The 24032-nt window shown below is 65.7% G+C and carries 22 protein-coding genes; 14 read left to right on the forward strand and 8 right to left on the reverse strand.

Annotated elements, in window-relative coordinates:
* Window positions 1–127: 127 nt before the first annotated feature.
* The gene (locus E5Z01_RS02335; protein WP_135227907.1) at window positions 128–778 is read left to right on the forward strand and encodes a mycothiol transferase; all 651 of its coding nucleotides are present in this window, start codon (window positions 128–130) and stop codon (window positions 776–778) included.
* Between the two features lie 74 nt (window positions 779–852).
* Here the strand turns inward: E5Z01_RS02335 and asnS are convergent, their stop codons facing one another.
* The gene (gene asnS, locus E5Z01_RS02340; RefSeq protein ID WP_135227908.1) at window positions 853–2196 is read right to left on the reverse strand and encodes an asparagine--tRNA ligase; all 1344 of its coding nucleotides are present in this window, start codon (window positions 2194–2196) and stop codon (window positions 853–855) included.
* 44 nt (window positions 2197–2240) lie between these two features.
* Between asnS and E5Z01_RS02345 the strand changes: the two genes are divergently transcribed.
* The 3 genes from E5Z01_RS02345 to E5Z01_RS20330 are packed head-to-tail and all read left to right on the forward strand — an operon-like array spanning window position 2241 to window position 3714.
* The gene (locus E5Z01_RS02345; RefSeq protein WP_135227909.1) at window positions 2241–2801 is read left to right on the forward strand and encodes a DUF3592 domain-containing protein; all 561 of its coding nucleotides are present in this window, start codon (window positions 2241–2243) and stop codon (window positions 2799–2801) included.
* A 28-nt stretch (window positions 2802–2829) separates the two neighbouring features.
* On the forward strand, window positions 2830–3543 hold the full coding sequence (locus E5Z01_RS02350; protein ID WP_135227910.1) for an SDR family oxidoreductase: 714 nt from the start codon (window positions 2830–2832) through the stop codon (window positions 3541–3543).
* Between the two features lie 18 nt (window positions 3544–3561).
* Window positions 3562–3714: a hypothetical protein gene (locus E5Z01_RS20330; RefSeq protein WP_167757728.1), complete on the forward strand. Its 153-nt coding sequence runs from the start codon at window positions 3562–3564 to the stop codon at window positions 3712–3714.
* Between the two features lie 2 nt (window positions 3715–3716).
* Here the strand turns inward: E5Z01_RS20330 and E5Z01_RS02355 are convergent, their stop codons facing one another.
* Window positions 3717–4130 (reverse strand): bleomycin resistance protein, encoded by a 414-nt coding sequence (locus E5Z01_RS02355; RefSeq protein ID WP_135227911.1) that lies wholly within the window; start codon window positions 4128–4130, stop codon window positions 3717–3719.
* Between the two features lie 281 nt (window positions 4131–4411).
* Between E5Z01_RS02355 and E5Z01_RS02360 the strand changes: the two genes are divergently transcribed.
* The 4 genes from E5Z01_RS02360 to E5Z01_RS02375 are packed head-to-tail and all read left to right on the forward strand — an operon-like array spanning window position 4412 to window position 8070.
* Window positions 4412–5302 (forward strand): PhzF family phenazine biosynthesis isomerase, encoded by an 891-nt coding sequence (locus E5Z01_RS02360; protein ID WP_135227912.1) that lies wholly within the window; start codon window positions 4412–4414, stop codon window positions 5300–5302.
* Between the two features lie 53 nt (window positions 5303–5355).
* Entirely contained in the window at window positions 5356–6150 is a 795-nt protein-coding gene (locus E5Z01_RS02365; RefSeq protein WP_135227913.1) for a Cof-type HAD-IIB family hydrolase, read from the forward strand.
* A 25-nt stretch (window positions 6151–6175) separates the two neighbouring features.
* Window positions 6176–7690: a S10 family peptidase gene (locus E5Z01_RS02370; RefSeq protein WP_167757729.1), complete on the forward strand. Its 1515-nt coding sequence runs from the start codon at window positions 6176–6178 to the stop codon at window positions 7688–7690.
* Window positions 7690–8070, forward strand: coding sequence for a DUF1622 domain-containing protein (locus E5Z01_RS02375; RefSeq protein ID WP_167757730.1), 381 nt, complete (start codon window positions 7690–7692; stop codon window positions 8068–8070). Before E5Z01_RS02370 ends, E5Z01_RS02375 begins: the two co-directional genes overlap by 1 nt.
* 59 nt (window positions 8071–8129) lie before the next feature.
* Here E5Z01_RS02375 and recQ read toward each other — a convergent pair whose 3' ends face one another.
* Window positions 8130–10352, reverse strand: coding sequence for a DNA helicase RecQ (gene recQ / locus E5Z01_RS02380; protein WP_135227914.1), 2223 nt, complete (start codon window positions 10350–10352; stop codon window positions 8130–8132).
* 126 nt (window positions 10353–10478) lie between these two features.
* Here recQ and E5Z01_RS02385 point away from each other — a divergent pair, with 126 nt between their 5' ends.
* A complete protein-coding gene (locus tag E5Z01_RS02385; protein WP_135227915.1) occupies window positions 10479–11153 on the forward strand; it encodes a Type 1 glutamine amidotransferase-like domain-containing protein in 675 nt (224 codons plus the stop codon).
* A gap of 54 nt (window positions 11154–11207) precedes the next feature.
* On the opposite strand, the gene E5Z01_RS02390 is transcribed toward E5Z01_RS02385, so the two are convergent.
* Window positions 11208–13130 (reverse strand): PRC-barrel domain-containing protein, encoded by a 1923-nt coding sequence (locus E5Z01_RS02390; protein WP_135227916.1) that lies wholly within the window; start codon window positions 13128–13130, stop codon window positions 11208–11210.
* 328 nt (window positions 13131–13458) lie between these two features.
* Between E5Z01_RS02390 and E5Z01_RS02395 the strand changes: the two genes are divergently transcribed.
* The 4 genes from E5Z01_RS02395 (at window position 13459) to E5Z01_RS02410 (ending at window position 17283) form a co-directional block, all read left to right on the forward strand.
* A complete protein-coding gene (locus E5Z01_RS02395; RefSeq protein ID WP_240738141.1) occupies window positions 13459–14226 on the forward strand; it encodes a DEAD/DEAH box helicase family protein in 768 nt (255 codons plus the stop codon).
* The gene (locus E5Z01_RS02400; protein ID WP_135227918.1) at window positions 14223–15305 is read left to right on the forward strand and encodes an enolase C-terminal domain-like protein; all 1083 of its coding nucleotides are present in this window, start codon (window positions 14223–14225) and stop codon (window positions 15303–15305) included. Before E5Z01_RS02395 ends, E5Z01_RS02400 begins: the two co-directional genes overlap by 4 nt.
* A gap of 150 nt (window positions 15306–15455) precedes the next feature.
* Window positions 15456–15722 (forward strand): hypothetical protein, encoded by a 267-nt coding sequence (locus tag E5Z01_RS02405; protein ID WP_135227919.1) that lies wholly within the window; start codon window positions 15456–15458, stop codon window positions 15720–15722.
* 166 nt (window positions 15723–15888) lie between these two features.
* Window positions 15889–17283, forward strand: a complete 1395-nt coding sequence (locus E5Z01_RS02410; protein WP_135227920.1) for a hypothetical protein — start codon at window positions 15889–15891, stop codon at window positions 17281–17283.
* Here the strand turns inward: E5Z01_RS02410 and E5Z01_RS02415 are convergent.
* Window positions 17261–17659, reverse strand: coding sequence for a hypothetical protein (locus E5Z01_RS02415; protein ID WP_135227921.1), 399 nt, complete (start codon window positions 17657–17659; stop codon window positions 17261–17263). The genes E5Z01_RS02410 and E5Z01_RS02415 overlap by 23 nt on opposite strands.
* Window positions 17660–17806: 147 nt before the next feature.
* Between E5Z01_RS02415 and E5Z01_RS02420 the strand changes: the two genes are divergently transcribed.
* Window positions 17807–20044, forward strand: a complete 2238-nt coding sequence (locus tag E5Z01_RS02420) for an ATP-dependent helicase (RefSeq protein WP_135227922.1) — start codon at window positions 17807–17809, stop codon at window positions 20042–20044.
* Here the strand turns inward: E5Z01_RS02420 and E5Z01_RS02425 are convergent.
* The 3 genes from E5Z01_RS02425 to E5Z01_RS02435 form a co-directional block, all read right to left on the reverse strand.
* A complete protein-coding gene (locus E5Z01_RS02425; RefSeq protein ID WP_167757731.1) occupies window positions 20041–20973 on the reverse strand; it encodes an NUDIX domain-containing protein in 933 nt (310 codons plus the stop codon). The two genes, E5Z01_RS02420 and E5Z01_RS02425, sit on opposite strands and share 4 nt — an antisense overlap.
* A 120-nt stretch (window positions 20974–21093) precedes the next feature.
* Window positions 21094–22773 (reverse strand): bifunctional metallophosphatase/5'-nucleotidase, encoded by a 1680-nt coding sequence (locus tag E5Z01_RS02430; protein ID WP_135227924.1) that lies wholly within the window; start codon window positions 22771–22773, stop codon window positions 21094–21096.
* 46 nt (window positions 22774–22819) lie between these two features.
* Window positions 22820–24031, reverse strand: a complete 1212-nt coding sequence (locus E5Z01_RS02435; RefSeq protein WP_135227925.1) for an alanyl-tRNA editing protein — start codon at window positions 24029–24031, stop codon at window positions 22820–22822.
* Window position 24032: the final 1 nt, after the last annotated feature.

Below are 24032 nucleotides of genomic sequence, written 5' to 3' on the forward strand. Positions count from 1 at the left end.
CGCGCCTTGCCGCTTCCTTTTGACGTGAGGCTCTTCAAGTACTGCTCCTGCTCAGCACTCAGCACGACCGCATACTGAATTGGGCGTCCCATAGGCTAAGTATTATAATTTCTAGAACGCTGTACTAGTGCCCGAACCCTACGGCAACAGCGTGGGCATGCTGCTGGAACACTTCGCGGCGGTGGAACGCATCTACCAGCACATCAGCCTGGGGCACCCCGATCCGGACGAGGCGCTGGGGGAACGCTGGATGCCGGGCCTGATGCTGGGAGACCTGGGCCGCGAGCACATCAGGGGCCACAGACTTTCGTATTACCTGCGGAATCTGGAGGAAGCCCGCGCCGAAACGCTGGAACTGTTCCGCGCCAGGGACGACGCGTGGCTGGAAGAACCCCTGCCTTTCTGGGGACAGACCGGCAACCGCTCTTTTATGTGGTTCCACGTACTTGAGGACGAGATCAACCACCGGGGCCAGATCCGCATGTTGCGGCAGCATATGCCGCGGCTGAAGGGGCGCGGCATGATGGGCGCCCAGTTTGCGGCCGTCACACCGGACGGGCTGGGCATGCAGTGTGTCCACGTATGGGACGACAGTCCGGCCCAGCAAGCCGGATTGCAGCGCGGCGACACCGTGCTGGAGTACGACGGACATGACGTCACGCAAACACCCTATATGGAAGTACCGCTGGAGCGGCCCGCCGGAGTGAAAAGCCGGTTCCGGGTAAAGCGTGACGGGGCCATTCTTGAGTTCGGGGTGGAACGGGTCAGGCCCGGCTAAGAGTCGTCAGGAACAAGGAAGATGGCTGGGAGATCGTGGTGCTGAGATTTGCCCACGATCTCCCAGCCCATCTCTCAGGGTCTCATGCGGCTGAGCATGCGCGGGAAGGGAATCGCCTCGCGGATGTGGTCGATGCCGGTGATCCAGGCGATCACGCGTTCCAGGCCCATCCCGAAGCCGGCGTGGGGCATGCTGCCGGTGCGGCGCAGGTCGAGGTACCAGTCGAACGCTTCGAGGGGCAGGCCCTCGTGCTCGATGCGGGCCTTGAGCAGGTCGTAATCGTGAATGCGCTCCGAGCCGCCGATGATCTCGCCGTAGCCTTCGGGGGCGATCATGTCGTCGCACAGGGCCACTCTGGGGTTATCGGGGTTGGGCTGCATGTAGAACGCCTTCACGCCCACCGGGTACTGCTCGATAATCACCGGCCGGTCGAAGTGGTGGCCCAGGATGGTCTCGTGCGGCGCACCCAGGTCGTCGCCCCACTCGACGGGTTGCACGTCATCCTGCACGTTCTCGGGCAGGTCTTTGTCCTCGATGTGCCGGCGGATGATCTCCAGCGCGTCGGTGTATGTCACGCGGGGGTAGTGGCCCTCGGCGGCCCCGGCGAGTTTGCTCACGTCTCGGCCCAGCAGTTCCAGTTCGGCCTGACACTCGGCCAGAACCTTGCGCACCAGGAAACTTACGAAGCGTTCCTGAAGGGCCATGTTTTCCACGTGGTTGCTGGGCACCACCTCGGGTTCGACCATCCAGAATTCCAGCAGGTGACGGCGGGTTTTGGACTTCTCGGCGCGGAAGGTCGGCCCGAAGGTGTACACCTTGCCAAACGCGAACGCCCCCGCCTCGGCGTGCAGCTGCCCGGTCTGCGAGAGGTAGGCCTTGTCCTCGCCGAACAGGTCGATTTCAAACAGCTCGGTGGTGCCCTCCGCCGCGTTGGGCGTGAAGAAAGGCGCGTCGAAGCGCACGAACCCCTCGCCGTGAAAGAACTCCACTACGCCGCGCTGCACGCAGTCGCGCACGCGCATGATCGCCCAGGGGCGGCGGTGACGCAGCCACACGTGCCGGTGATCCATCAGGAACTCGATGCCGTGCTCCTTGGGTGTGATGGGATACTCGCCGTGGTTCTCGCTGATGGTCACGACGTCCCGCACGCTGAGTTCCACGCCGCCCGGCGCCCGGTCGTCGGCCCGCACCTCGCCGGTGACGGTGACCGCCTGCTCCTGCGTGAGGCGCTTGGCCGCCTCGAACACGTCTTCCGAAACGTCGCCCTTGAACACCGTGGCCTGCACGAAGCCGCTGCCGTCGCGGATTTTCAGGAACTGAATCTTGCCCTTGCCGCTCTTGTCCTGCAGCCACGCGTGAACCTGCACCGTTTCACCCACGTGTCCCTTCAAACCCTGAATAGAAGAACGAGTTGTCATCGGCAAGAATTATGGCAGATAGCAGGATTTAACATCAGCCTGACATGGTGTTCCTGCTGCTGGGCCTGTTCCTGGGGATACTGGGCGTTTTGCTGCTGCTTCTGGGCGTGGTGTTCGTCTCCACGGGGTTTGGGGGAACGGTCGGCTGGATGACCCGTCCGAACCGCAATCCGCGCGAGTGGCCGGAAGTCAGCGCCCGGGTCGTCGGTCACAGCGCCTACCCGACACCCTACAGGGGTCATCGCCCCCTCAATCCCCGGTACACCTCCGGTTCCTGTCTGGTCGAAGCGCCGTGGCAGGGGCAGCTGATCCGGGCTTTCGTTTTCCCCCGGGCGCTGCGGAATCTGACGGGTGACGGCACAGCGAAGCAGATCAGACAGCAGGCGGAGCAGGCCCTGCCAGTCGGTTCCTTTCTGCAAATACGAATCGACCCCAATGACCTGCCGCAGGGCAGCTGGGTGACGGCCGAAGCATCGGACTGCGCACCCACCCACGTCCACAACGCTGGCGCTTCCCTGGGGCTGGGTCTGCTCGGTGTCGTTGCCGGAACGGCAGGGCTGGGCCTCCTCGGATTGGCTTTCGTGGTGGGCCGCTCAGCGCCGTGAATGCCTGATTGATTTACACTCATCGATCATGACCACTTCTGTTCCTCTTTCCGGCCGCGTGATCGCGGTAACGGGCGCCAGCAAGGGCATTGGACTGGGCATCGTGGAATTGCTGGTGTCGCAGGGCGCCAGGGTCATCGCCGGGGCGCGGGACGTGGACGGGTTGGCGCGGGACGGGGCAGTGTTCCTGCCGCTGGACGTGACCAGCGAGGACAGCGTGGCAGCGTTCGCGCAGGCGGCCCGGTCGGCGGGCGTGGACTCGCTGGTGAACAACGCGGGCGTGGGCTCGTTCATGCCGCTGCAGCAGATCAGCGTGGAGGAGTACCGCCGGGTGATGGACACCAACGTGCTGGGCACCCTCCTGATGACGAAAGCGCTGGTGGCGCATTTTCAGTTCCGTCATTCCCAGGGCCAGGTCAGTCACCTGATCAACATCACCAGTGACGTGAGCGCCCGCACCTTCGCCGGGGGCGCGCTGTACACCGCGAGCAAGTACGCGCAGCGGGCCGTGACGCAGGCCCTGGCCCACGAGGGGCACGCTTACGGCCTGCGCGTCACGGAAGTGCGCCCTGGCATGGTGGACACCTATTTCAACGGCAGTCAGCCGGGCGAACCTCAGAAGGTCGCGTGGCTCAAGCCCGCCGACATTGCTGGCGCGGTCGCCTACGCCCTGAGTGTGCCGCAGCACGTGCGCGTCGATGAGATTCTGTTACACCCGGTGGTGCAGGACGTGGCGTTCTAGGAGCTAGCCAGAAATGACGTGAAGCAGGATGAAGCTGCAGGCGAGCTGAATCATCGCCAGAATGTTGACCGCTTTGAGCTTATCGCAAGTCCGGACTCGTCTGAAGTTCTGCAACCAAGTAAGCGTTCGTTCAGCTTTCCAGCGCCGCTTGTCGCGGCGAAAATGCAATGAACTTAACCGATAAACCGCAGCAGGTAGCCGTCCGGGTCGAGCACCAGAAATTCCTGCTGCGTGTGCGCGGTGTTGCCTTCCATATACGTTGCTGTCTTGAGTGGCCTGAACAGCGGGTAGCCTTCCGCCTGAAGCCGTTCGTGGAGTCCTGCCACATCCGGCGCCTCAATTTGAAAGTTGATGCCCCGGCCAAACGGTTGTTCAAGTGGCCCGGTCAGCCAGCCGTTGCCGGGGTCGTACTGCTCCAGCATCAGTTGCGCGCGGCCCAGGCTCAGGTATGCGAAGCCGGGGCGGGTGTAGTTGAGCGTAAAACCGAACAGCCGGGTATACACGCCCAGGCTGTGGGCGAGGTCGCTGCACATCAGTTCGGGGGTCAGGGCGGCCCACTCGGTGACCGGAACATGCGAGCTATTCATGGCCCGAGTCTTTCACAGTAGGGCTTCGGGCATAAACAATGGAGGGCCGTCTGTCCGAGCAAAGCGAGTGAAATTCGACGAGCAGGAAGGACTGGCACAGCTCTCAGGAGAGAATGGCATCCGATGGGGTGCCCTTCCTCGCCTGACGGAATTCGGAGAACTGCTGTACCGCTCCGATCAGCTTCGCAGCTGTGCCAGAAAAGATTTGAATGGCATTTTCTCAACTTCTTCAGCGTGTAGGCTTCACCGACTGGCCTGAACACTTCTGCTATGTTCCAGGCATGATCGCTTACAGCGAGGTGAGCGCTTTCACCGATACGCCGGGCCAGGGCAATCAAGCGGGCGTGGTACTGGACGCCGCCTCCCTGACCGACGCCGAGATGCAGGCGCTGGCGGCTTTCGTGGGGGCGCCGGAAACGGTGTTCGTGACGCGCCTGGACGCCGGGCTGGTGCAGGTGCGCTACTTCACGCCCACCCAGGAAGTCGAGTTCTGTGGGCACGCGACCGTTGCCCTGGGGCTGATGCTGGCGCAGGCGGGGTTGTGGCCCGGCGCAGCGGTGACGCTGGAAACCCTGGCAGGGCGCATTCCACTGCGCCAGGCGTGCGAGGCGGGCGTGCCCAAACAGATCTGGATGACGCAGCGCCAGCCGGAATTCCGCCCACTGGGCCGCGAGTGGCGGGCCGAACTGGCGGGGGCGCTGGGCATCGACGAGCGCATGATTCACCGGGGCTTGCCGCTGGCGGCGGCCAGCACAGGGCTGTGGAGCGCCTTTGTGCCGCTGCTGGACGCGCTGATTCTGGACGGCCTGGAACCGGATTTTCCGGCCATTGCGCAGCTGTCGGAGGCCCTGGGGGTCGGCAGCGTGTACGCTTACGCACCGATGGGCGTCAACCGCTTTGCCGCGCGCGATTTTGCCCCACTGCTGGGCATTCCCGAAGACGCGGTCACGGGCAGCGCGGCCGGGGCGCTGATGGCCCTGCTGGCCGCCGAGGGCCGCCTGCCGGTCAAGCAAAACCGTGCGGTGGGCGTGATTTACCAGGGGCACGGCCTGGGCACGCCCGGCGAGATCGAAGTGGAGATCGAGGTGCTGGGGAACGCCGTGCAGGCGGTTCACGTGGGCGGCCGGGCAGCGCTGGACCGCGAAGGCTACTGGCAACGCGACGAAGGTTGAGGAGGAAGACAGCACCTTCTTCCCGCTGAGGTTTTGCCTCTAGACTGCCCGTGATGCTTGGTTTGATGGCGATTGATGTGGACGGTACGCTGGTGGGTACGGCGAACGTGGTGCGGGAGGACGTGTGGGCGGCGCTGGCGCAGGCGCGGGCGCAGGGCATGCGGCTGGCGATTTGCAGCGGGCGGCCGGCGGTGGGCAACGCGCTGGAGTACGCCCGGAAACTGGACGCCGACGGCTGGCACGTCTTTCAGAACGGCGCCAGCGTCGTGAAGGTGGACACGGGCGAAAGTCTCTCCGAGCCGTTCCCGGCGCAGAAGTTGCAGGCGCTGATCGAGCATGCGCGGCACACCGATAGGCTGCTGGAAATTTACACCGACACCGAATACGCCATCACCAAGCCGGGCGAGCTGGCCGAGCGGCACGCGGCGCTGCTGGGCCTGCCTTACCGGCCTATCCGGCCCGAAGACCTGTCCGGCACGGTGGTGCGCGTGCAGTGGGTCGCCCCGATCGAGGACAGCGCGCAGATCACGGGCGAGCCGCACGAAGGGCTGGAGTTGCACCCGGCGGGCAGCCCGGTCATGCGCGACACCATCTTCGTCAGTGTCACGAAGGCCGGGGTCGACAAGGGCAGCGCCATTCGCCGCGTGGCGGAAAAATACGGCCTGGGCATGAACCGGGTGATGGCGGTAGGCGACGGCAGCAACGACCTGCACCTGCTGCGGGCGGTGGGGCACCCGGTCGCCATGGGCAACGCCGAGGACGTGCTGAAGGCCGTGGCCGAGACGGTGGTGGGCCACGTGGACGAGGGCGGGCTGGTGGAGGCCGTGCAGCTGGCCCAAACGCTCTAACGTAAGGACGCTGTAACGTAAGGGCGTGAGCGACAGTTCAGACGTGCAGGCCAGTCACGAGCTGGAAGTGAAGGTATCCACTCCCGAAAAACCCACCGGGGAAGCGCATGACGAGGTGAGTGTCACGCGGCACAGCATCACCGTGAACGGGCAGACGCTGAATTACACCGCCACCGCCGGCACGATGGTGCTGCCCGAGGAGAAGCACGGCAAGGAAGGCGAGTTCGAGGGCCATAAGCCCAGGGCGCGCATCTTCTTCGTGGCCTACGCGCTGGACGAGCAGGACGCCGCCAGCCGCCCGGTGACTTTTGCCTACAACGGCGGGCCGGGCAGTCCGGCGCTGTGGCTGCACCTGGGCCTGCTGGGGCCGCGCCGCGTGGTGATGGGCGACGCCGGCGAGTTGACCGGGCCACCCTACCGGCTGACCGACAACGAGTTCACGCTGCTGACGCACAGCGACCTGGTGTTCATCGACCCGGTCAGCACCGGGTACTCGCGCGTGACCGAGGGCGAGAAGCCCGGCGAGTTTCACGGCTTCAAAAAGGACATCGAGTCGGTCGGGGATTTCATCCGGTTGTGGACGTCGCGGGCAGGCCGCTGGCTCTCGCCCAAGTTCCTGATCGGCGAGAGTTACGGCACCATGCGCTCGGCGGGCCTCAGCGGGTATTTGCAGGAGCGGCACGGGATGTTCCTCAGCGGCATCATGCTGATCAGCACCATCCTGGATTACGCCACGGTGGACATTACTCCGGGGCACGACCTGGCCTACGTGACGCACCTGCCGACGCAGGTGGCGACCGCCTGGTATCACGGCAAACTCGGCAAGCGCCGCACCCTGAAGGGCGTGCTGCGGGAAGCCGAGGCCTTCGCGGACGGCGAGTACGCCGCGGCGCTGCACCTGGGCGCCCGCCTGACGCCCACTGCCCGCCGCCGCGTGGCGCAGAAGTACGCCCGCCTGACCGGCCTGGGCACCGAGTTCGTGCTGCAAAACGACCTGCGCGTCGAGCTGATGAAGTTCTGCAAGGAACTGCTGCGTGACCGCCGGCTCACGGTGGGCCGCCTGGACAGCCGCTTTACCGGCCTCGACCGCACGGCGGGCGGCAGCGCCATCGACTACGATCCCAGCTACGCGGCCATCCTGGGGCCGTACACCGCCACCTTCAACCACTACGTGCGCCAGGAGCTGAAGTTCCAGTCCGACCTGGCCTACGAGGTACTCTCGGGCCGCACGCGCCCGTGGAGCATGAAGGAATTCGAGGGCCGGCACGTCCGCGCGGCCGACACGCTGCGCAGCGCCATGCACCAGAACCCGCACCTGAAAGTCCTGAACGCCGCCGGGTACTACGATTTCGCCACGCCGTACTGGGCCGCCCGTCACACCCTGGATCACCTGCAACTCGACCCCGGCCTGCGCGGCAACATCCGCGAGGTGTTTTACGAGGCCGGCCACATGATGTACGTCCACCAGCCCAGCCTGGCGCAGCAGGCCCGCGACCTGAGCGAATTCATCGAGTGGGCCAGGGGTGACGGGCAAAGCTGATGCTGGAGTCGCTGGAGGGGGCGGTGCAGACGGCGGCGCAGCTGATCGCGCGAATAGCCGAGGCGTCCGCCGCCTTCATCATCACGCTGGCGGTGGTCGAGGCGCTGTGGCGGGCCGCGCGGGTGTTCTGGCAGCGCGACCGCGCCCCCGACACCGTCAAGGAGAGCCTGCGGCTGCAACTGGGCCGCTGGCTGGCGATTTCACTGGAGTTCCTGCTGGCCGCCGACATCCTGCTGACGGCCATTGCCCCCACCTGGGACGACATTGGGAAGTTGGGGGCCATCGCGTTTATCCGCACTGCCCTGAACTACTTTCTTCAGCGGGAAATCGAGGTGCATGAAAAGCAGCGCGGCACGCGGGTGGACGCCGGTGCCAGCTGAAGAGGACGACCTGCCCGGCGAAGCAGTGAAGCGGCGTCCAGCCGAAACTGTCCAGCGCGTTACCCGTCCAGGGCTGTGGCAATGGCGTCCAGAATGCGCTCGCCATACGCCTGGATGCGCTTTTCACCCAGGCCCGGCATGCCGCGCAGGTCGTCCAGGGTGCGGGGCTGGCGGGTCGCCAGGGCGTTCAGGGCAGCGTTCGGGTACACCACGAAGGCGCTCACCTCCTCCTCGCGGGCCAGTTCCTGGCGCAAGGCCCCAAGGGCCGCCATCACTTCCGCGTCCGGCGCTACCTGCTCGGGGAGGCCCGGCAGCAGCGCCGTGGCCTGAGCGGAGCTTTTTTTCAGGAGCCCCAGGATGGTCTGGTTGTTCTGAAGGCCGCGCTCCTGCGGCGTTTCCAGCCGCGCGCCGCGCCCCCCGTCCCGCGAAGGGGCGTTGTCGCGCACGACCTGGAGCACCTCGTCGCCGTAATCCGCGAGTTTGCGCTGCCCCACGCCGCTGACGGTGCCGAGGCTGGCGTGGCTGCTGGGCTTCAGTTCGGTAATGGTCTTCAGCGTGGCGTCACTGAAGATCACGTAGGGCGGCACCGCCAGCGACCTGGCGCGTTCCAGCCGCCACTGGCGCAGGGCTTCGAACAGCGGGGCGTCCTGGGTGTCCACCGGGGCCTGGCGGCTGCGTTTCTCTTTCTTGCGGGTGCTGGTCTGCGCGATCAGGGCGTCCTCGCGCAGTTGCAGTCTGGTCTCGCCTTTCAGCAGGGCGCGGGATTTCGGGGTGGCGTTCAGGCCGTAATGGTCGTCGGCGGCCAGATACCCCAGGCTGACGAGCTGCCGCAGGACGCTGCGCCAGGTTTTCTCGTCGTGTGCGGCCCCCACGCCGAAGGTGGGCAACTGGTGGTGCCCCAGCGCCACGATGCGCTCGGTCTCCTTGCCCAGCAGCACGTCGGTGATGTGCGCCGCGCCGAAGCGGTTGCCTGTGCGCACCACCGCGCTCAGGGCCATCTGCGCCTCGCGGGTCATGTCGCGGGCCTGTGGGGGGGTGAGGCAGGTGTCGCAGTTGCCGCACGGGTCACGCAGCGTCTCTCCGAAATACGAGAGGAGCGTCTGGCGACGGCACGCGGCGGTCTCACAGTAGGTCAGCAGGGCGTCCAGTTTGGCGCTCTCCACGCGCTTCACGTCCTCGGGGGCGTCCGACTGGGCCAGCATGCGCCTGACGTTAACTACATCGCTGAGACCGTAGACCATCCAGGCGGTACTGGGCAGGCCGTCGCGTCCGGCGCGCCCGGTTTCCTGGTAGTACCCTTCCATGCTTTTGGGCAGGTCGAGGTGCGCCACGAAGCGCACGTTGGGTTTGTCGATGCCCATGCCGAACGCCACGGTGGCGACCACGATGAGACCTTCCTCGTTCAGGAAGCGTTCCTGCGCGTGGCTGCGTTCCCGCGGCGAGAGGCCCGCATGGTACGCCACCGCAGCGATTCCCTGCGCCTGAAGCCACTTGGCGGTGTCCTCCACGCTCTTGCGCGAGAGGCAGTACACGATTCCGGCGTCGCCCCCCGCTGAACCTGCACCGTGTTCCTCGCGGATAAATTCCAGCAGCTGCGTCTTGGGACTGCTTTTCAGCATCACGCGGTACTGGATGTTGGGCCGGTCGAAGCTGGAGATGAACTCGGGCGCGTCGTGCAGGTGCAGCACGCTTTTCATGTCGGCCCGCGTGCGGTCGTCGGCGGTGGCGGTCAGGGCCACGCGCGGAATGTGCGGAAAGCGCTGCGGCAGCACGCCCAGCTGCTGGTACTCGGGCCGGAAGTCGTGGCCCCACTGCGACACGCAGTGCGCCTCATCGATGGCGAAAAGGGCCACCGGGGCGTGCTCCAGCAGTTCCAGGGTGCGCGGCAGCAGCAGGCGTTCGGGGGCCACGTACAGCAGATCGAGTTCGCCGCGTTGCAGGGTGTCCTCGACCGCCCTGGCCTCCGGGGCCGTCAGCGTGGAATTCAGGTAGGCGGCCCGCACGCCGTTCTGGCGCAGGGTGTCCACCTGGTCTTTCATCAGGGCGATCAGGGGGGACACCACCACGCCCACGCCCTGGCGCAGCAGGCTGGGAAGCTGGTAGCACAGGCTCTTGCCGCCGCCGGTGGGCATCAGCACCAGCGCGTTGCCGCCCTCCACCACTTGCTCGATGATCTCGCCCTGCACGCCCCGGAACGCCGGGTAGCCCCACACCCTTTGCAGGACTTGCAGGGCGCGGTCAGCGGTGGGCAGAGCAGACGGGGACGGGGCAGGCGATGACATCGGCCCCAGCATAACGCATTATGTAGAGAGCAGAATAGAAGCCACGACAGCATGGTTCCTCGACAAGGGCCTGCCTCCCCAGCGACGAGGACTCAGCCACAAGGACACAGCACAAGGATACAGACCATGAAACTCCTGCTCACTTCAGGCGGCATCACCAACCCCAGCCTTCAGGGCGCCTTGCTCGACCTGCTGGGCAAACCCATCAGCGAATGTCACGCCCTGTGCATTCCCACCGCCTCCTACGCCCACCCCTGGTGTACGCCGGTCAACGCCTACCGTTTCATCACGGGTGGGTCGCCGGCCCCCATGTGCGACCTGGGCTGGAAATCCCCGGGGGTGCTGGAACTGACTGCCCTGCCCAGCCTGGGCCGCGAGCGCTGGGCGCCCTGGGTTCGTGAAGCGGACGTGCTGCTGGTGGACGGTGGGGACGCCCTGTACCTGGCTCACTGGATGCGCGAGTCCGGGCTGGCTGACCTGCTGCCCACCCTGCCGGACACCGTGTGGGTGGGCCTCAGCGCCGGAAGCATGGTCATGACGCCGCGCATCGGGGCCGGGTTCGTGGGCTGGACAGCGCCTGCGGGCAATGACCAAACACTAGGCCTGGTTGATTTCTCGATTTTTCCGCACCTGGACTACCCGCATTTTCCGGAGAACACCCTCGCCCACGCCGAGAAGTGGGCAGCGGAGATCGGCGGGCCAGCCTACGCCATCGATGACCAGACCGCCATTCAGGTCAATGACGGGCACGTGACCGTGATCTCCGAGGGGCACTGGAAACTGTTCAACCCGCCGAATTGAGGTGCAGCAGACGCCTCCCCTGTCGCGCGGGGAGGCGTGCCGTGTCGAGGTCTTTCAGCTTTCCGCGTCGGGCTTCTGCTGGCTTTCGAGGGCAGCCTGCCCGGTTTCTGTGGGGCGAGTGGCGAGGGGGTCGATGCTGGGGTCTTCCTTGCTGACGCTGTCGAGCAGAATGTCGAGGACGTTGCCGGCACGGGCGGCGTCGACGGCCTTGTTGGTGATGATTTCGCCGGTGTTCAGGATGATGCTGTCGTCCGGCGCCAGGATCACGCGGGTCACCGGGCGGCCCAGGGCCGAGCGGATGCGCTGCTCGTGCGCTTCCTGTTCACGCTGCCGCATGGCCTGCTCGGTCTCCTCCTTGCGGTCGCTGAACCAGGATTTGGCCCGGTCGAGCAGGTTGGCGGCGGCAGCATTGCTCCCCTGAACCTCCTCGCCCAGCGTGGCCTCGATCAGCGGCTGTTCCAGGCCCAGCGTCTGGGCGCGGGCCGCAATGTCGGTGTTGACGATCTGGCCCTGCGCCGCCAGCAGACTGCCGCCGGGCGCGCGGATGTCGTGCCTGACGCGGCGGCCCAGGGTATCCTCGATGCGGTGCGGGCTGGCCGTGTTGTCCTCCATGTCGTCCTGGCCTGCTCCGGTCACGGCCCCTGCGGTGGCGGCGGCGGTCAGGGCCGCGAGACTGCCGGTCGCTTCGGCGCGCTCGGCGTGGTGGGCGCCGATGGTCACGCCCCGGGACACGATCACCTCGCCGGAGTCGCTGACCACGTTGGTTCCCGCCACTTTGCCGGTCACGTAGGCCTTCTGCCGGTCAGCGGTGGCCTCCCTGATCTCTGCGTAGCCTTCCTGCACGCGGGTTCTGGCGTCGTCGTAAGCGTCGGCTACTGCTCCACCGGTGGCGGCGGCGGTCAGGGCCGCGAGCTTGCCGGCTTTCTCGGCGGCCTCGGCCTGCGCGGCGGTGATGGTGTCACCCTTATGGGCGATGAACAGGCCGTTCTCCAGTTCGATGTCCTGCCCAGCGGTTTTTCCGACCACGTAGTGTTTCTGGCGGGTGCGGGTCTCGTTCAGCAGGTCACGGAATCCGGCGGTCATCTTGCTGGTCAAGGATTCGGTGGCCTGCCCCAGCGAGGTCGAGACGCTGGCGCCCGTCACGGCGGCGGCCAGCGCCGGAAGTTTGCCGTGCCACTCGGCGACCTCGGCGTGCAGCGGCGTCACGACTTCACCCTCATGCACGATCACGGTGCCGTCTGCGGCCACAATCTCGGTGTTGCTGGTCTTGCCGATCACGTACTCCTGCTGGCGCTCGGTGACGGCCTCGCTGGCGTTCTGGGCGGTTTCCTTCACGCTGCTGGCGGCGCTCTGGTAGGTGTCCTTGACCGCCTCGCCGGCACTCTGCACCGCGCCCGTCACCGTTTCGCCGGTGTGGTGAACGGCGCCCGTCACGGCGTCCCCGGCAGTCTTGATCGCACCCTTCAGGCCGCCGGGATTTTCCTTCATGGCGGCGGCCACGCTCAGCGGCACGATGGCGGCGTCCGCGCCGATCTGCACGTCGCTGGGTGCGGGAATAAAGGCCCGGCCACTGCTCAGGTCCGCGAACAGTCCCCCGGTGGCCTCGTAACCCACCACCCGGCCGGTGTTCTCGTCGAAGTACACGTCCGCGATCTTGCCGAGGTTCTGCCCGTCGGTAGTCAGCAGGGTCATGCCCAGCAGGCTGGTCTTGCTTTCCAGCGCGTCGGCCAGGCGCCCGTCGTCACGGCTGGAGGTCACGTCGTCGGCGCTGGCGATCATGATGGCGTGCTCCCCGATGCTGCGTACGCGCTCAAACGGCACGGCTTTGGCGGCGCGGAACCAGCCGCCCTCGTCGACCAGAAACGCCAGCACCTGGTTGCCCTGGTGGTCGAACACCACGTCCCGCACGCTGTCCACTTTCTCGCCGGTGCTGATGGCGACGATATTCCTGCCGAGAATTTCCTTACCTTTGATCATGGGGGTCACTTCCTTGACTTGACGCGAGACTTCGGCTGCTGTGCTGAACAGTTTATGAAGGCCCTGCGCCGCGTCTACACGGGCATTCTTGACTGAATCTTGGGGAAAGCGGGCGCACTGAAGCTTTCCTTTCCGCGCTGGCTGGACAGGCCGCTGCGCCCGGCCCCCTGTGGCGCACAGTGATGCTTTAGAGCAGGTCTCCGAATTCCGTTCTGCGAAGAACACTACTCCGCACAACTCCATTCTTCGTCCTGCTCATTTAAATTCACTCGCTCCGCTCGGACAAAAAGCACTTCGTTCTTTTGTCAAATGCTTTAGGCTACCGGGCGTGAGTTCAGTTGCGTGGCAGGGGTTGCGGGCCGGAGGGGCGCCGCTGGGAGCGTTCGAGCGCCGTCTGGGGGACTCGCCCCTGACGGTGCTGGTCGGGGTGACAGGCGTAGGAAAAAGCACGGCCCTCAAGGCGCTGGAGGGCGCGTCCCTGCGCGTTTTGCCCGACCGGCGCGAGGTGACCGACGCGGTGATGATCCTCCCGCTGGCGGGGCGCGAGGTGCGTGACCGCGAGGAACGCTTCCGGTGGACGGCGCAGTACCGCGAGACGCATCCGGGTGGCATGGCGCAGGCGCTGGGGTCGCTGGTGGCGGAGACGCGGGTGTGGGGCGAGGCCCCGGTGTTCGACGGTCTGCGCGGCCTGGAGGAAGTGCAGTTCGCGGCCGAGTCCTTCCCGGCGTGGCGCTTCGTGGCGCTGGGCGCGCCGGACGTGGTGCGCGTGGAGCGGCTGCTGGGGCGCGGCGACGGCTTCGATCAGGTGCAGGCGGAGAATGCGGGTGACCTGCGGGCCGCCCTCGCGGAACTGAAAGGTGTGAGCGACGTGTTTACAGACGCGGAACTGGATCAACTGGCGGCACTGACCACGCGGGGGCACGCCCCGCAGGACGTGCTGGCGAAGGTCAAGATCGTGGTAAGCGAACGCCGCAATTATGATCCGCAGGCTGCCGAGACGTTTCTGGCCACGCTGCCGCTTCGACGGGCCCTGCTGCTGGACACCGTGGCCCTCAGCCCCGAGCAGGTGGCGCAGGCCGTGAGGGAGTGGGCATGAGCACCATTCAGAACGTCGAGGCGCTTCCCTACCGCCTGCCGCTCACGTCCGCGCTGGCGTGGGGCGCCCACTCGGCCCTGAGTGCCGCCGAACACGTGCTGGTGCGCGTGACCCTCTCGGACGGGTCGGTGGGCCTGGCCGAAGCCCCCCCGCGCCCCACCATCTACGGCGAGACGGTGGGCAGCGTGCAGGCCATTCTGGCGCACCTCTCCCCCGCCCTGACCGGGCTGGACATCCATGACACGGCGGCGCTGGAGCGCGTACGCAACAGTGTCACCAACAACCACACGGCGCGCGGCGCACTGGACATGGCGCTGTGGGACGCCCGCGCCAGAGCACAGGGAAAAACGCTGTTCGACACGTTGGTGGGGCCAAAGGAACGGGTGCGGGTCAGTTTCATCCTGGGAATCGCCACGCCCGCCGAGATGCTGGACGAGGCCACACGGGTGGTCGAGGCGGGCGTGCGCTGCCTGAAGGTGAAGGTGGGCCGCCACTACCAGAAGGACCTGGAGGTGATTCGTGACCTGCGCCGCGCTTTCGGCCAGGACGTGCTGCTGTACGCCGACAGCAACGAAACCCTGACGCCGGAGGTGGCCCCCAGCGTGCTGGCCGCCATGCAGGGCGAGGGCCTGCTGTACGTCGAGGAACCGCTGCCCGCCCGCGACCTGCGCGCCCGCGCCGAGTTGCACGCGCAGGGCGTCTTGCCCATCGTGGCGGACGACAGCTGCTTTACGCCCGCCGACCTCGGGCGCGAACTGGATTTTGGTACGTTCGATGTCCTGAACGTGAAAACGGCCCGCAACGGCTTTACCGACGGCCTGGCGATGCTGCGTAGCGCCGCCGCGAGAGGCAAACGCGGCATGGTGGGCAGCCAGGCCAGTACCGGCCTCGGCACCATTCACGCCGCGCTGCTGAGCACCCAGGCAGAAGTCACCGAACCCTGTGAACTCAGTTTCGTCCTGAAGCTGAAGGACGATCTGCTCAACCACCCGGTGACCTTCAGAGACGGCTGGCTGGACGTGAACGACCTGCGCGAACACGCGCTGGATGACCGAAAATGGCAGCAGTACGCCCTCTAAGAATGAGCTCGAAGGCCTGGTTTTTCTCTCCCTGGCGTCCGCTTTTCCGGTAGGTATGACTGAGCGTTTAACGGTCAGGCGTGGCCTGTCCCCTAGTTCACTTGCTGTCCAGTAACGTTTCTGAAATACGGATTAAGTAAAACTTAAGGCATGGAGTTGGAACTGTTCACGGCCCTGGTGCTGCCGCTGCTGTTCAGCATCGCGGCGGGTATCTATGGTTTTCGTCGTTTTCCGGAGCGCCGCCCCACGCTGCTGCTCAACCTGATCTGTTTTCAGTTCGTGGGGGCTTTCGCCCTCCGAACCGAGCCGAGCATTCAGCTGCTGTCGGTCATGGCGCTGCATGTCCTGTGCGTGGGTATTCTGCTGGCCAAGCACGTGCAGAGCCCCGAACTGGTGCCGGTGCACGTCAAACGCTGAATTCATTCCAGAACGCCAGCCAGCCCGCTTTTCACCGAGCGGGCTTTTTCTTGATTTCTATTGCATGCCCTCAGCCTGAGCAAGGTGTGCGGTGGCCGCCTTCCAGCCCGTCCCCCTTTCCCCTGAATCCCGCGCCCGGCGGCGTCACTTCTGGCATCATCGGGACATGACGTTTTCCGAACTTGACCCGCGCACCCTGACGGTGCTGGGGGTTCCGGGGGCGCTGGAGGCGGCGGCGCACCCGCAGGCGACCGCGCAGGTGCTCTCGGGCCTGAGTGCCCACCCGGACTCGCGCGTACGGGCGCTGGTGGCGCGCCACCCCAACACGCCGCTGGAGGTGCTGGGCAGCCTGGCGGCGTCTTTTCCGCGCGAAGTGCTGAGCAACCCCGGTTTGCCGCTGATGCGCCTGGCGCGGCCCAACCTGCTGGGCGTCTTTCCCGCCGAGGGGGTGGCGGCGCTGCTGGCCCTGCCGGACGTGCCCGCCTGGGTGCTGGAGGGCGCGGCGCGGCACGAGGACTTCAGCGTGCGCACCGCGCTGGCGTCGTATGCCGGCCTCAGCGCCGAGCGCGTGTCGGCCCTGGCGCAGGACGCCGGCTGGCAGGTGCGCGAGGCCATCGCCAGGCGCACCAACCTACCCGAACGGCTGATCCGGCAACTGGCGGCGGACGACGATTACGACGTGCGCAAAGCCATTGCCCTGCGCGCCGACCTGCCGGGAGACGCCCTGCGCACGCTGGCGGCGGACTCGCACAGCCTGGTGCGGGCAAACGTGGCCCGCCGGCTGGACTTGCCGCTGGACTGCATGCTGACGCTGGCCGCCGACGGGGACAGCGACGTGCTGTCCACCCTGGCGCGGCGCGTGGACCTGCCCCGCAAGGTGCGCGAGTGGCTGGCGGCCAACGACCACCCGATGGTGCGCGCGGCGGCCCTGCAGGCGTGGAAGGTGCCGCGCGAGTGGCTGGGCCGCGCCGAGAACGACGCCGACCCCGACGTGCGGGCCGCGCTGGCCCGTCGCCCGGACGCTTCCCCGGCGCTGCTCTCGCACCTGGCGCACGACGAGGCCGAGACGGTGCGCCGCGCCCTGCTGGAACGCAACGACCTGCCGGACGAGGCCGTCGTGGCGCTGGCGCGGGCCCCCGAGCAGGACATCCGCGTGCACGTGGCGAGCGCCGAGACGCTGCCCGCCGGGGCGCTCGATGTCCTGATGCAGGACGACGACCCGAACATCCGCACGATTCTGGCGGTGCGCCCGGATCTGGGCAGCGAGCGGCTGATGCAACTGGCGCAGGACAACAGCGCCGAGGTGCGCCGGGGCGTGGCTTTCGCGGAGACGTTGCCGCCCGCTGTGCTGACCCGGCTGACGGGCGACACCAATGCAGGTGTGCGCCGCAGCGTGGCGATCCGCGACGACCTCACGCCCGAAATCGTGCGCCAGCTGGCCGCCGACCTCGACGACGGCGTGCGCCTGATGATCGCCGGGCGGGGAGATTTGCCGCAAAACATCCGTGACCTGCTGCGAAACGACATAGATGGAAACGTTAGAGTGGAAGCGACCGCCTAGCCTGCCAAACCCGTGGCGAACGGCCTGAAATGAATCTCCATAGCAAAAGCACCGCGAGGGTGATCAGGGCGGGAAAGACGTTCAAAAACATCACGGAACTGAGAAGGAATTGCACCGCCGCTACGATCCACAGCCACGGCCGCCGGAGTAACCACGCCAGCCACGCCAGACCTAAAGCACCGAGGGCTGGCAGGTAGACCATGGCCCTCAGGAGACCTTCGCCCAACTGTCTTTCCTGCGGGCTGCCAGCGGGATCCTGAAGGAAGTTCACGATCAGAAGGACATACACCGCAAGCGTCGCCAGGACGCAGACGGCCAGAAGAAACATCGCCAGGGACACGGCCGGCTGGTGAAGAGGTCGCGTCAGACCGGGCATAGGTGGCGGAATTTTACCCGATGTTGACCTGGAAAAAATCTTAGAGGTTCCAAGCAATGTCTTTTTTTACGGGTCGGTGCGGGGGCGGCGACTTCCACTTTCCGCTCATTATGCCCCCAACAGAATCAGCGCGGTTATACTGGTTCGGTGAGTTCTGGCACTGATCTTCTCTCTCAACTGAACGAAACGCAGGCCCAGGCGGCTGACCACTTCACCGGCCCGGCGCTGGTGATCGCGGGCGCGGGCAGCGGCAAAACGCGCACGCTGGTGTACCGTATCGCTCACCTGATCGGGCATTACGGCGTCGACCCCGGCGAAATCCTGGCCGTGACCTTTACCAACAAGGCCGCCGCCGAGATGCGCGAGCGGGCCAGCCACCTGGTGCCCGGCGCGGGGGGGCTGTGGATGAGCACCTTCCACAGTGCCGGCGTGCGCATCTTGCGGGCTTACGGCGAGTACATCGGCCTGAAACGCGGCTTCGTGATTTACGACGACGACGACCAGCTCGACCTGCTCAAGGAGATCATGGGCAGCATCCCCGGCATCGGGCCGGACACCACGCCGCGCACCATCCGGGGCATCCTCGACCGCGCCAAGAGCCACCTGATGACCCCCGACGACCTGGAGCGCGTGCCCGAGGTCTACATCTCCGGCATTCCGCGCGAGTCCGCCGCCGAAGCCTACCGCCGTTACGAGAGCAGCAAGAAAGCTCAGAACGCCATTGATTTCGGCGATCTGATCACGGAAACCGTGCGGCTGTTCAAGGAGGTGCCGGCCGTTCTCGACAAGGTGCAGAACAAGGCCCGGTTCATTCATGTGGACGAGTACCAGGATACGAACAAGGCGCAGTATGAATTGACGAGGCTGCTGGCTTCCAGGGACCGGAATTTGCTGGTGGTGGGAGACCCCGACCAGTCGATTTACAAGTTTCGAGGCGCTGATATTCAGAATATTCTGGACTTTCAGAAGGATTATCCGGACGCGAAGGTGTACATGCTGGAGCACAATTACCGCTCCAGCGCCAGGGTTCTGACGGCCGCCAACAAGTTGATCGAGAACAATGCCGAACGTCTAGAAAAAACCCTGAAACCCGTGAAAGAGGACGGGCACCCGGTTCACTTTCACCGCGCGACGGACGGGCGCAGTGAGGGCGATTTCGTGGCCGAGTGGCTGACGCGCCTGCACGGCGAGGGCCGCAGCTGGAACGACATGGCCATTCTGTACCGCACGAACGCGCAGTCCCGCGTGCTGGAGGAGTCGCTGCGGCGCGTGCAGATTCCGGCAAAAATCGTGGGCGGTGTGGGCTTCTATGACCGCCGCGAAATCAGGGATATCCTGGCCTACGCCCGGCTATCGATCAACCCGGCGGACGACGTGGCCCTGCGCCGCATCGTGGGGCGGCCCAAACGCGGCATCGGGGACACGGCGCTGGCGAAACTGATGGACTGGGCGCGGATGAACGGCACTTCCCTGCTGACCGCGTGCGCGAATGCCGCCGAGCAAAATATTCTGGAACGCGGCGCCAACAAACCCGTGGAGTTCGCCCAGCTCATGCAGGGCCTCTCGGACGCGGCGGACGCTTACGGCCCCTCGGCGTTCCTGCGCACGGTCATGGACGCCAGCGGTTACCTGGACATGCTGCGCCAGGAGGGCCAGGAAGGGCAGATCAGGATGGAGAACCTGGACGAACTGATCAACGCCGCCGAGGAGTGGTCGCAGGATCACGACGGCACCATCGCCGACTTCCTGGACGACGCGGCCCTGCTGTCCAGCGTGGACGACATGCGCACAAAAACGGAAAACAAGGACGTGCCGGAGGAAGCCGTCACCCTGATGACCATGCACAACGCCAAGGGCCTGGAATTCCCGGTGGTGTTCATCGTGGGCACCGAAGAAGGCCTGCTGCCCAGCCGGGGCGCCCTCACCGAAGGCCCCAGCGGCATCGAGGAGGAACGCCGGCTGTTCTACGTCGGCATTACTCGGGCGATGGAACGTCTCTTTTTGACGGCCGCCGAGAACCGCATGCAGTACGGCAAAACGAACGCCGCCGAGGACAGCCGCTTCCTGGAGGAACTGGAGGGCCACTTCGACACCATCGACCCCTACGGGCAGGTGATCGACTACCGCGCCAAATCTTGGAAACAGTACCGCCCCACTGTGCCGGCGCGCCCCGACACCTCCGCGAGCGTGGCCGTGAAGAACACCAGCCCCCTGACCGCCGGCATGGCCTACCGGGGCGGCGAGAAGGTCACGCACCCGAAATTCGGCGCCGGGCAGGTGCTGGCGGTGGCCGGCACCGGCGACAAGCAGGAGGTCACGGTGCATTTCCCCTCGGTGGGTGCCAAGAAACTGCTGGTGAAATTTGCCAACCTCAGCCCCGCTTAGACGGTGTCCCACCCGGTGACGGAATGCTCGATCTGTCCTTCTGCACCGTCGAGCATTTTCGACAGATCGCGTGGATGCACGGTCGAATCCACCTCGGACAGGGCAACCCACTGCATTTGCAACTCGTCGTGATCCCGAACAGGGAAAGCTCTTGTTGGCAGCCGCTCCTCCGTCTCGACGCGGTAACACAGCCCGAGTTGCTGCCTGTTCGTGCGGCGGTCGAAGCCTTCGGTGATACCGACCAGTCGCGCACTCTGGGCGTGCAGGCCCGTTTCCTCTTGGAATTCGCGCCTGGCCGCCGTCAGGGAATCCTCGTTCAGCAGGACGCTGCCGCCCGGCAGGAACCAGAACCCTGAACCGGGCACGGTATTGGTCAGGAGTTGGCCGTCCTGCACGTAGATCAAGTGTACCCGCAGCTGGAAAGCTGTTCCGTGAATGTCGAGCCGCAAGTCCAGCGCGGGCGGGCGTTTAGCCTCCCGGTTGATGATGTGGCGAAATTTTCCTTCTGGAACGTCAAGAAGTTTCAGGGCGGCGGTGGGGTAAGTCGGTCTGTCCATTTCGGCCAGCGGGTCAATCCAGTTCAGGACGTTCGCGGTGTTGTCGACCACCCTGAAGGGCCTGTCCGGTAAGGCGTCCTGCGCATCGACCCCGAAGTAAAACCCCAGTTCGTGCCAGCAGCGGCCATTCAACTCGAAGAAATTCTCCACCAGGCCAAGCAGACGCACCGCCTGCGCCTTCAGCCCGGTTTCCTCGTGCCATTCACGCGCTGCGCCGTCTGCCAGGGCTTCACCCGTGAGGAGGGCTCCGCCCGGCAAATTCTGAAAGGGGTAATCGCCTGATTCGACCAGTAGCTTCCCGTCACGCTGGCAGACCAGTACGGCACGCACGGCGAAAGCCACATCATCCACAAGCAGGCGCAGGTCAGGCACCCGCCCAGTATGCCTGGGCTGTGGCTTCTGGCTGCGGCTTCTTCCCTCTGCCGGCTGGCGCATCCCGAAAAAAGACAGACGGCCCCAGTTTCCCGGAGCCGTCTGCCCTGTTCGGCGTGCTTACTTGCTCTTGATGATGCGGTCTTGTTTGCCCCCCGCCAGGCCCGCGTTGGCTTTCAGGTACGTGCTGAAGGCCTCCACGTCCACCAGGTTGGGGAGTTGCAGGACGTTGACGCCGTCCTTGAAGGCCGCGAAGTTGTCGCCGCCGGTGGCCAGGAACGAATTCATGGTCACGCGGTAGGTCTGGGCCGGGTCGAGGGTCTGGCCGTCCAGTTTGATGCTGGCGGGGTCGACTTTGCTGCCTTTGGGGGCGGTGCTGTCGTAGCTGTAGGTGAAGCCCTGGCTGACCTGCAGGATACGGTTCTGGCCCGCGCTGGGGTTGTCGAATTGCTGTTCCAGCAGGGTCTTGATCTGCGCCCCGGTCAAGTCCATGACCACCAGGGTGTTCCCGAAGGGCTGCACGGCGTACAGGTCGCCGAAGGTGGCGGTGTTGTTGGGTGCCGTGGCGTTCAGGTCGGCGCGGACGCCGCCGGGGTTCATGAAGGCGATGACGGCCCCTTTGTCTTTGGTGGCGGCCAGCTGGCTGTCGGCGATCAGGTCGCCCAGGGCACTTTCGCCGGCGTCGTTGTTGGTGCGCGACACGCTGGCGCTGGCCAGCGTCCCGATGGGCGTCTGCTTCACGGCGTCGGTGAGTTGCCGGGCCCTGGTGACCAGCGCGGTCATGTCGGCGTTCCTGGCAGTGCTGCGCGGATCCATGACAACGTTCGCGGCGCGGATGCTGGTGACCTTGTGCTGCTGGCGGTCGATGGTCATGTCCAGGCGCTGCAAGAGGTGCCCGTAGAAGTCGCCCTGAATGACGGTGCGCCCATTCACGACGCAGTTGTAGCCCTGATGGGTGTGACCGCTGATCACGGCGTCCACGCGCGGGTCAAGCTTGTTGACGATGTCGGCAATGGGGCCGGTCAGGGTGCCGCAGGCGGGCTTGTCGAAGCCGTCCTTGCTGACGCCGCCCTCGTGAATCAGCATGATGATGGCGTCCACACCCTGCGCCTTGAGTTCCGGGACGTACCTGTTCACGCTTTCGGCTTCGTCCAGAAAGTTCAGGCTGGCGACGCCTTCCGGGCTGACGATGGTGGGCGTCGTCTTGGTGACTGCGCCGATGAAAGCGATTTTCGCGCCGTTCACTGTTTCGATCTGGTAAGCGGGGAACACGGGTTTGCCGGTGGTCTTGTCCACGACGTTCGCGCCCAGCCATTTGAAGGTCGCGCCGGGGTATGGGTTCATGAACTTGCACGCCTTGCTCATGTCGTTACTGTCACAGCCGCCATTCTGCATGCGCTGGAGTTCCTTGAGCCCCTGATCGAACTCGTGGTTGCCGAGGCTGCTGTACTTCATGCCCAGCTTGCTCAGGGCGATGGTGCTGGGTTCGTCGCGCAGCAGGCTGCTGGTGATCGGGGACGCGCCGATCAGGTCACCTGCCCCCACGAACACCAGGTTCTTCTGCTTGGCGCGTTCGGCGTCGAGGTAACCGCCGATCACCTCGATGCCCCCGGTGGTCAGCCTGACCTGCTTGCTGGGGTCTTTGGGATCCGGCACCATCACGCCGGCAAAACTGGTGGGTTCCAGGTTGCCGTGGAAGTCGTTCAGGCCGATCACCGTTATGTCCGTGGTGGCCGGGCCGAGCATGGTGCAGCCGCTCAGGGTCAGGCTGAGGCCGATCAGGGCAAGGTTCTTTTTCATGCGTTCCACAGTGTAGGGGGAAAAATGTCAGGGAAGTATCGGCATTTCACAATATTTTCATGGTCTTCATGTGCCAACGGACGGCCTCGAAGAACCCGCTGGGGTTCAGGGTGCTGCCCTGGGCCAGGTCAGGTTTCCCGCCGCCCTGGCCGCCGGTGACCGTCAATGCCGCGCGCAGGAGGTGGCCGGCGTGCAGCTCGGGCACGCGGGAAGCCACGCCGCAGCGGCCATCCGGCGCGAGGCCCACCACCAGGTCACCGTCATGGTCGGCGGTCAGGGCGGGTTGCAGCAGGGCGGCGTCCGTCACTTCCATGAAGCGCACCCGCAACTGGCCCAGCCCTTCTGCCGGGGTGGCCTGAACCAGAACCTGGGCCAGCCTGGAGCGCGCCGCCTCCAGTTCGCGTTTCAGGGCCAGGCGTTCGCCGTCCAGGGCCTCGACTTTCTCGGTCAGGCGCTCGACAGGAACGCTGAACGTCTGGCCCAGCGCCCGCGCCACGCGGTAGACGCCGCTGAGGTACTCGCCGGCTTCTTCCCCGGCCATGAAGGTGACGCGGGTCAGTCCGCCCTTGATGCGCTCGGTGCGCAGCACGACGACCGGCGCGCACATGGCGGCGCGGGGGACGTGCGTGCCGCCGCAGGCACTTACATCGAAGGAGTGGCCCATTCGGTCTCTGAAGATCACCAGCCTGACCTGCCCGGTGATTTTCGTTTCACGCCGCAACGGGTAATTCGCCAGTTCCGTTTCGGCAACGACGGGCGTTTCCAGCGTGAGTTCGTCGCGGCCCAGGACTTCGCGCAGCAGCACCTCGGCCGCCCGCACGTCGGCTTCCTGCGGGTCGCCTTTCAGGTCAAGGTGGCATTCGGGGCTGTTCATGCTGACTGCCACCACCTGAAAAGCGGGGTTCACGCGCAAGAAGGCCTGGGCCAGCAGGTGCTCGCCGCTGTGGCGCTGCATATGCCGCCAGCGCCTCGCCGCGTCGATTTCACCGGAGATGGCGGTGCCGACGGGCGGAAGATCACCCTGCACCACGTGCCAGATTTCGCCGCTGCCCTTGTCCTTGCGGGTGTCGGTGACCTGGGCCTCGTGGCCGTTCCAGCGCAGCCGGCCCGTGTCGCCGGGTTGACCGCCGCCTTCCGGGTAGAACGCGCTGGCATCCAGCTTCACTTCACCGTCTCGCACGGCGCTCACGGTCGCCTGAAAAGCGAGTGGCGTGCCGCTCTCATGGAACACGTTTTCATGGTACAGGGCGCGGGTCATG

The sequence above is a fragment of the Deinococcus fonticola genome, from assembly GCF_004634215.1.
Lineage (GTDB): Bacteria > Deinococcota > Deinococci > Deinococcales > Deinococcaceae > Deinococcus > Deinococcus fonticola.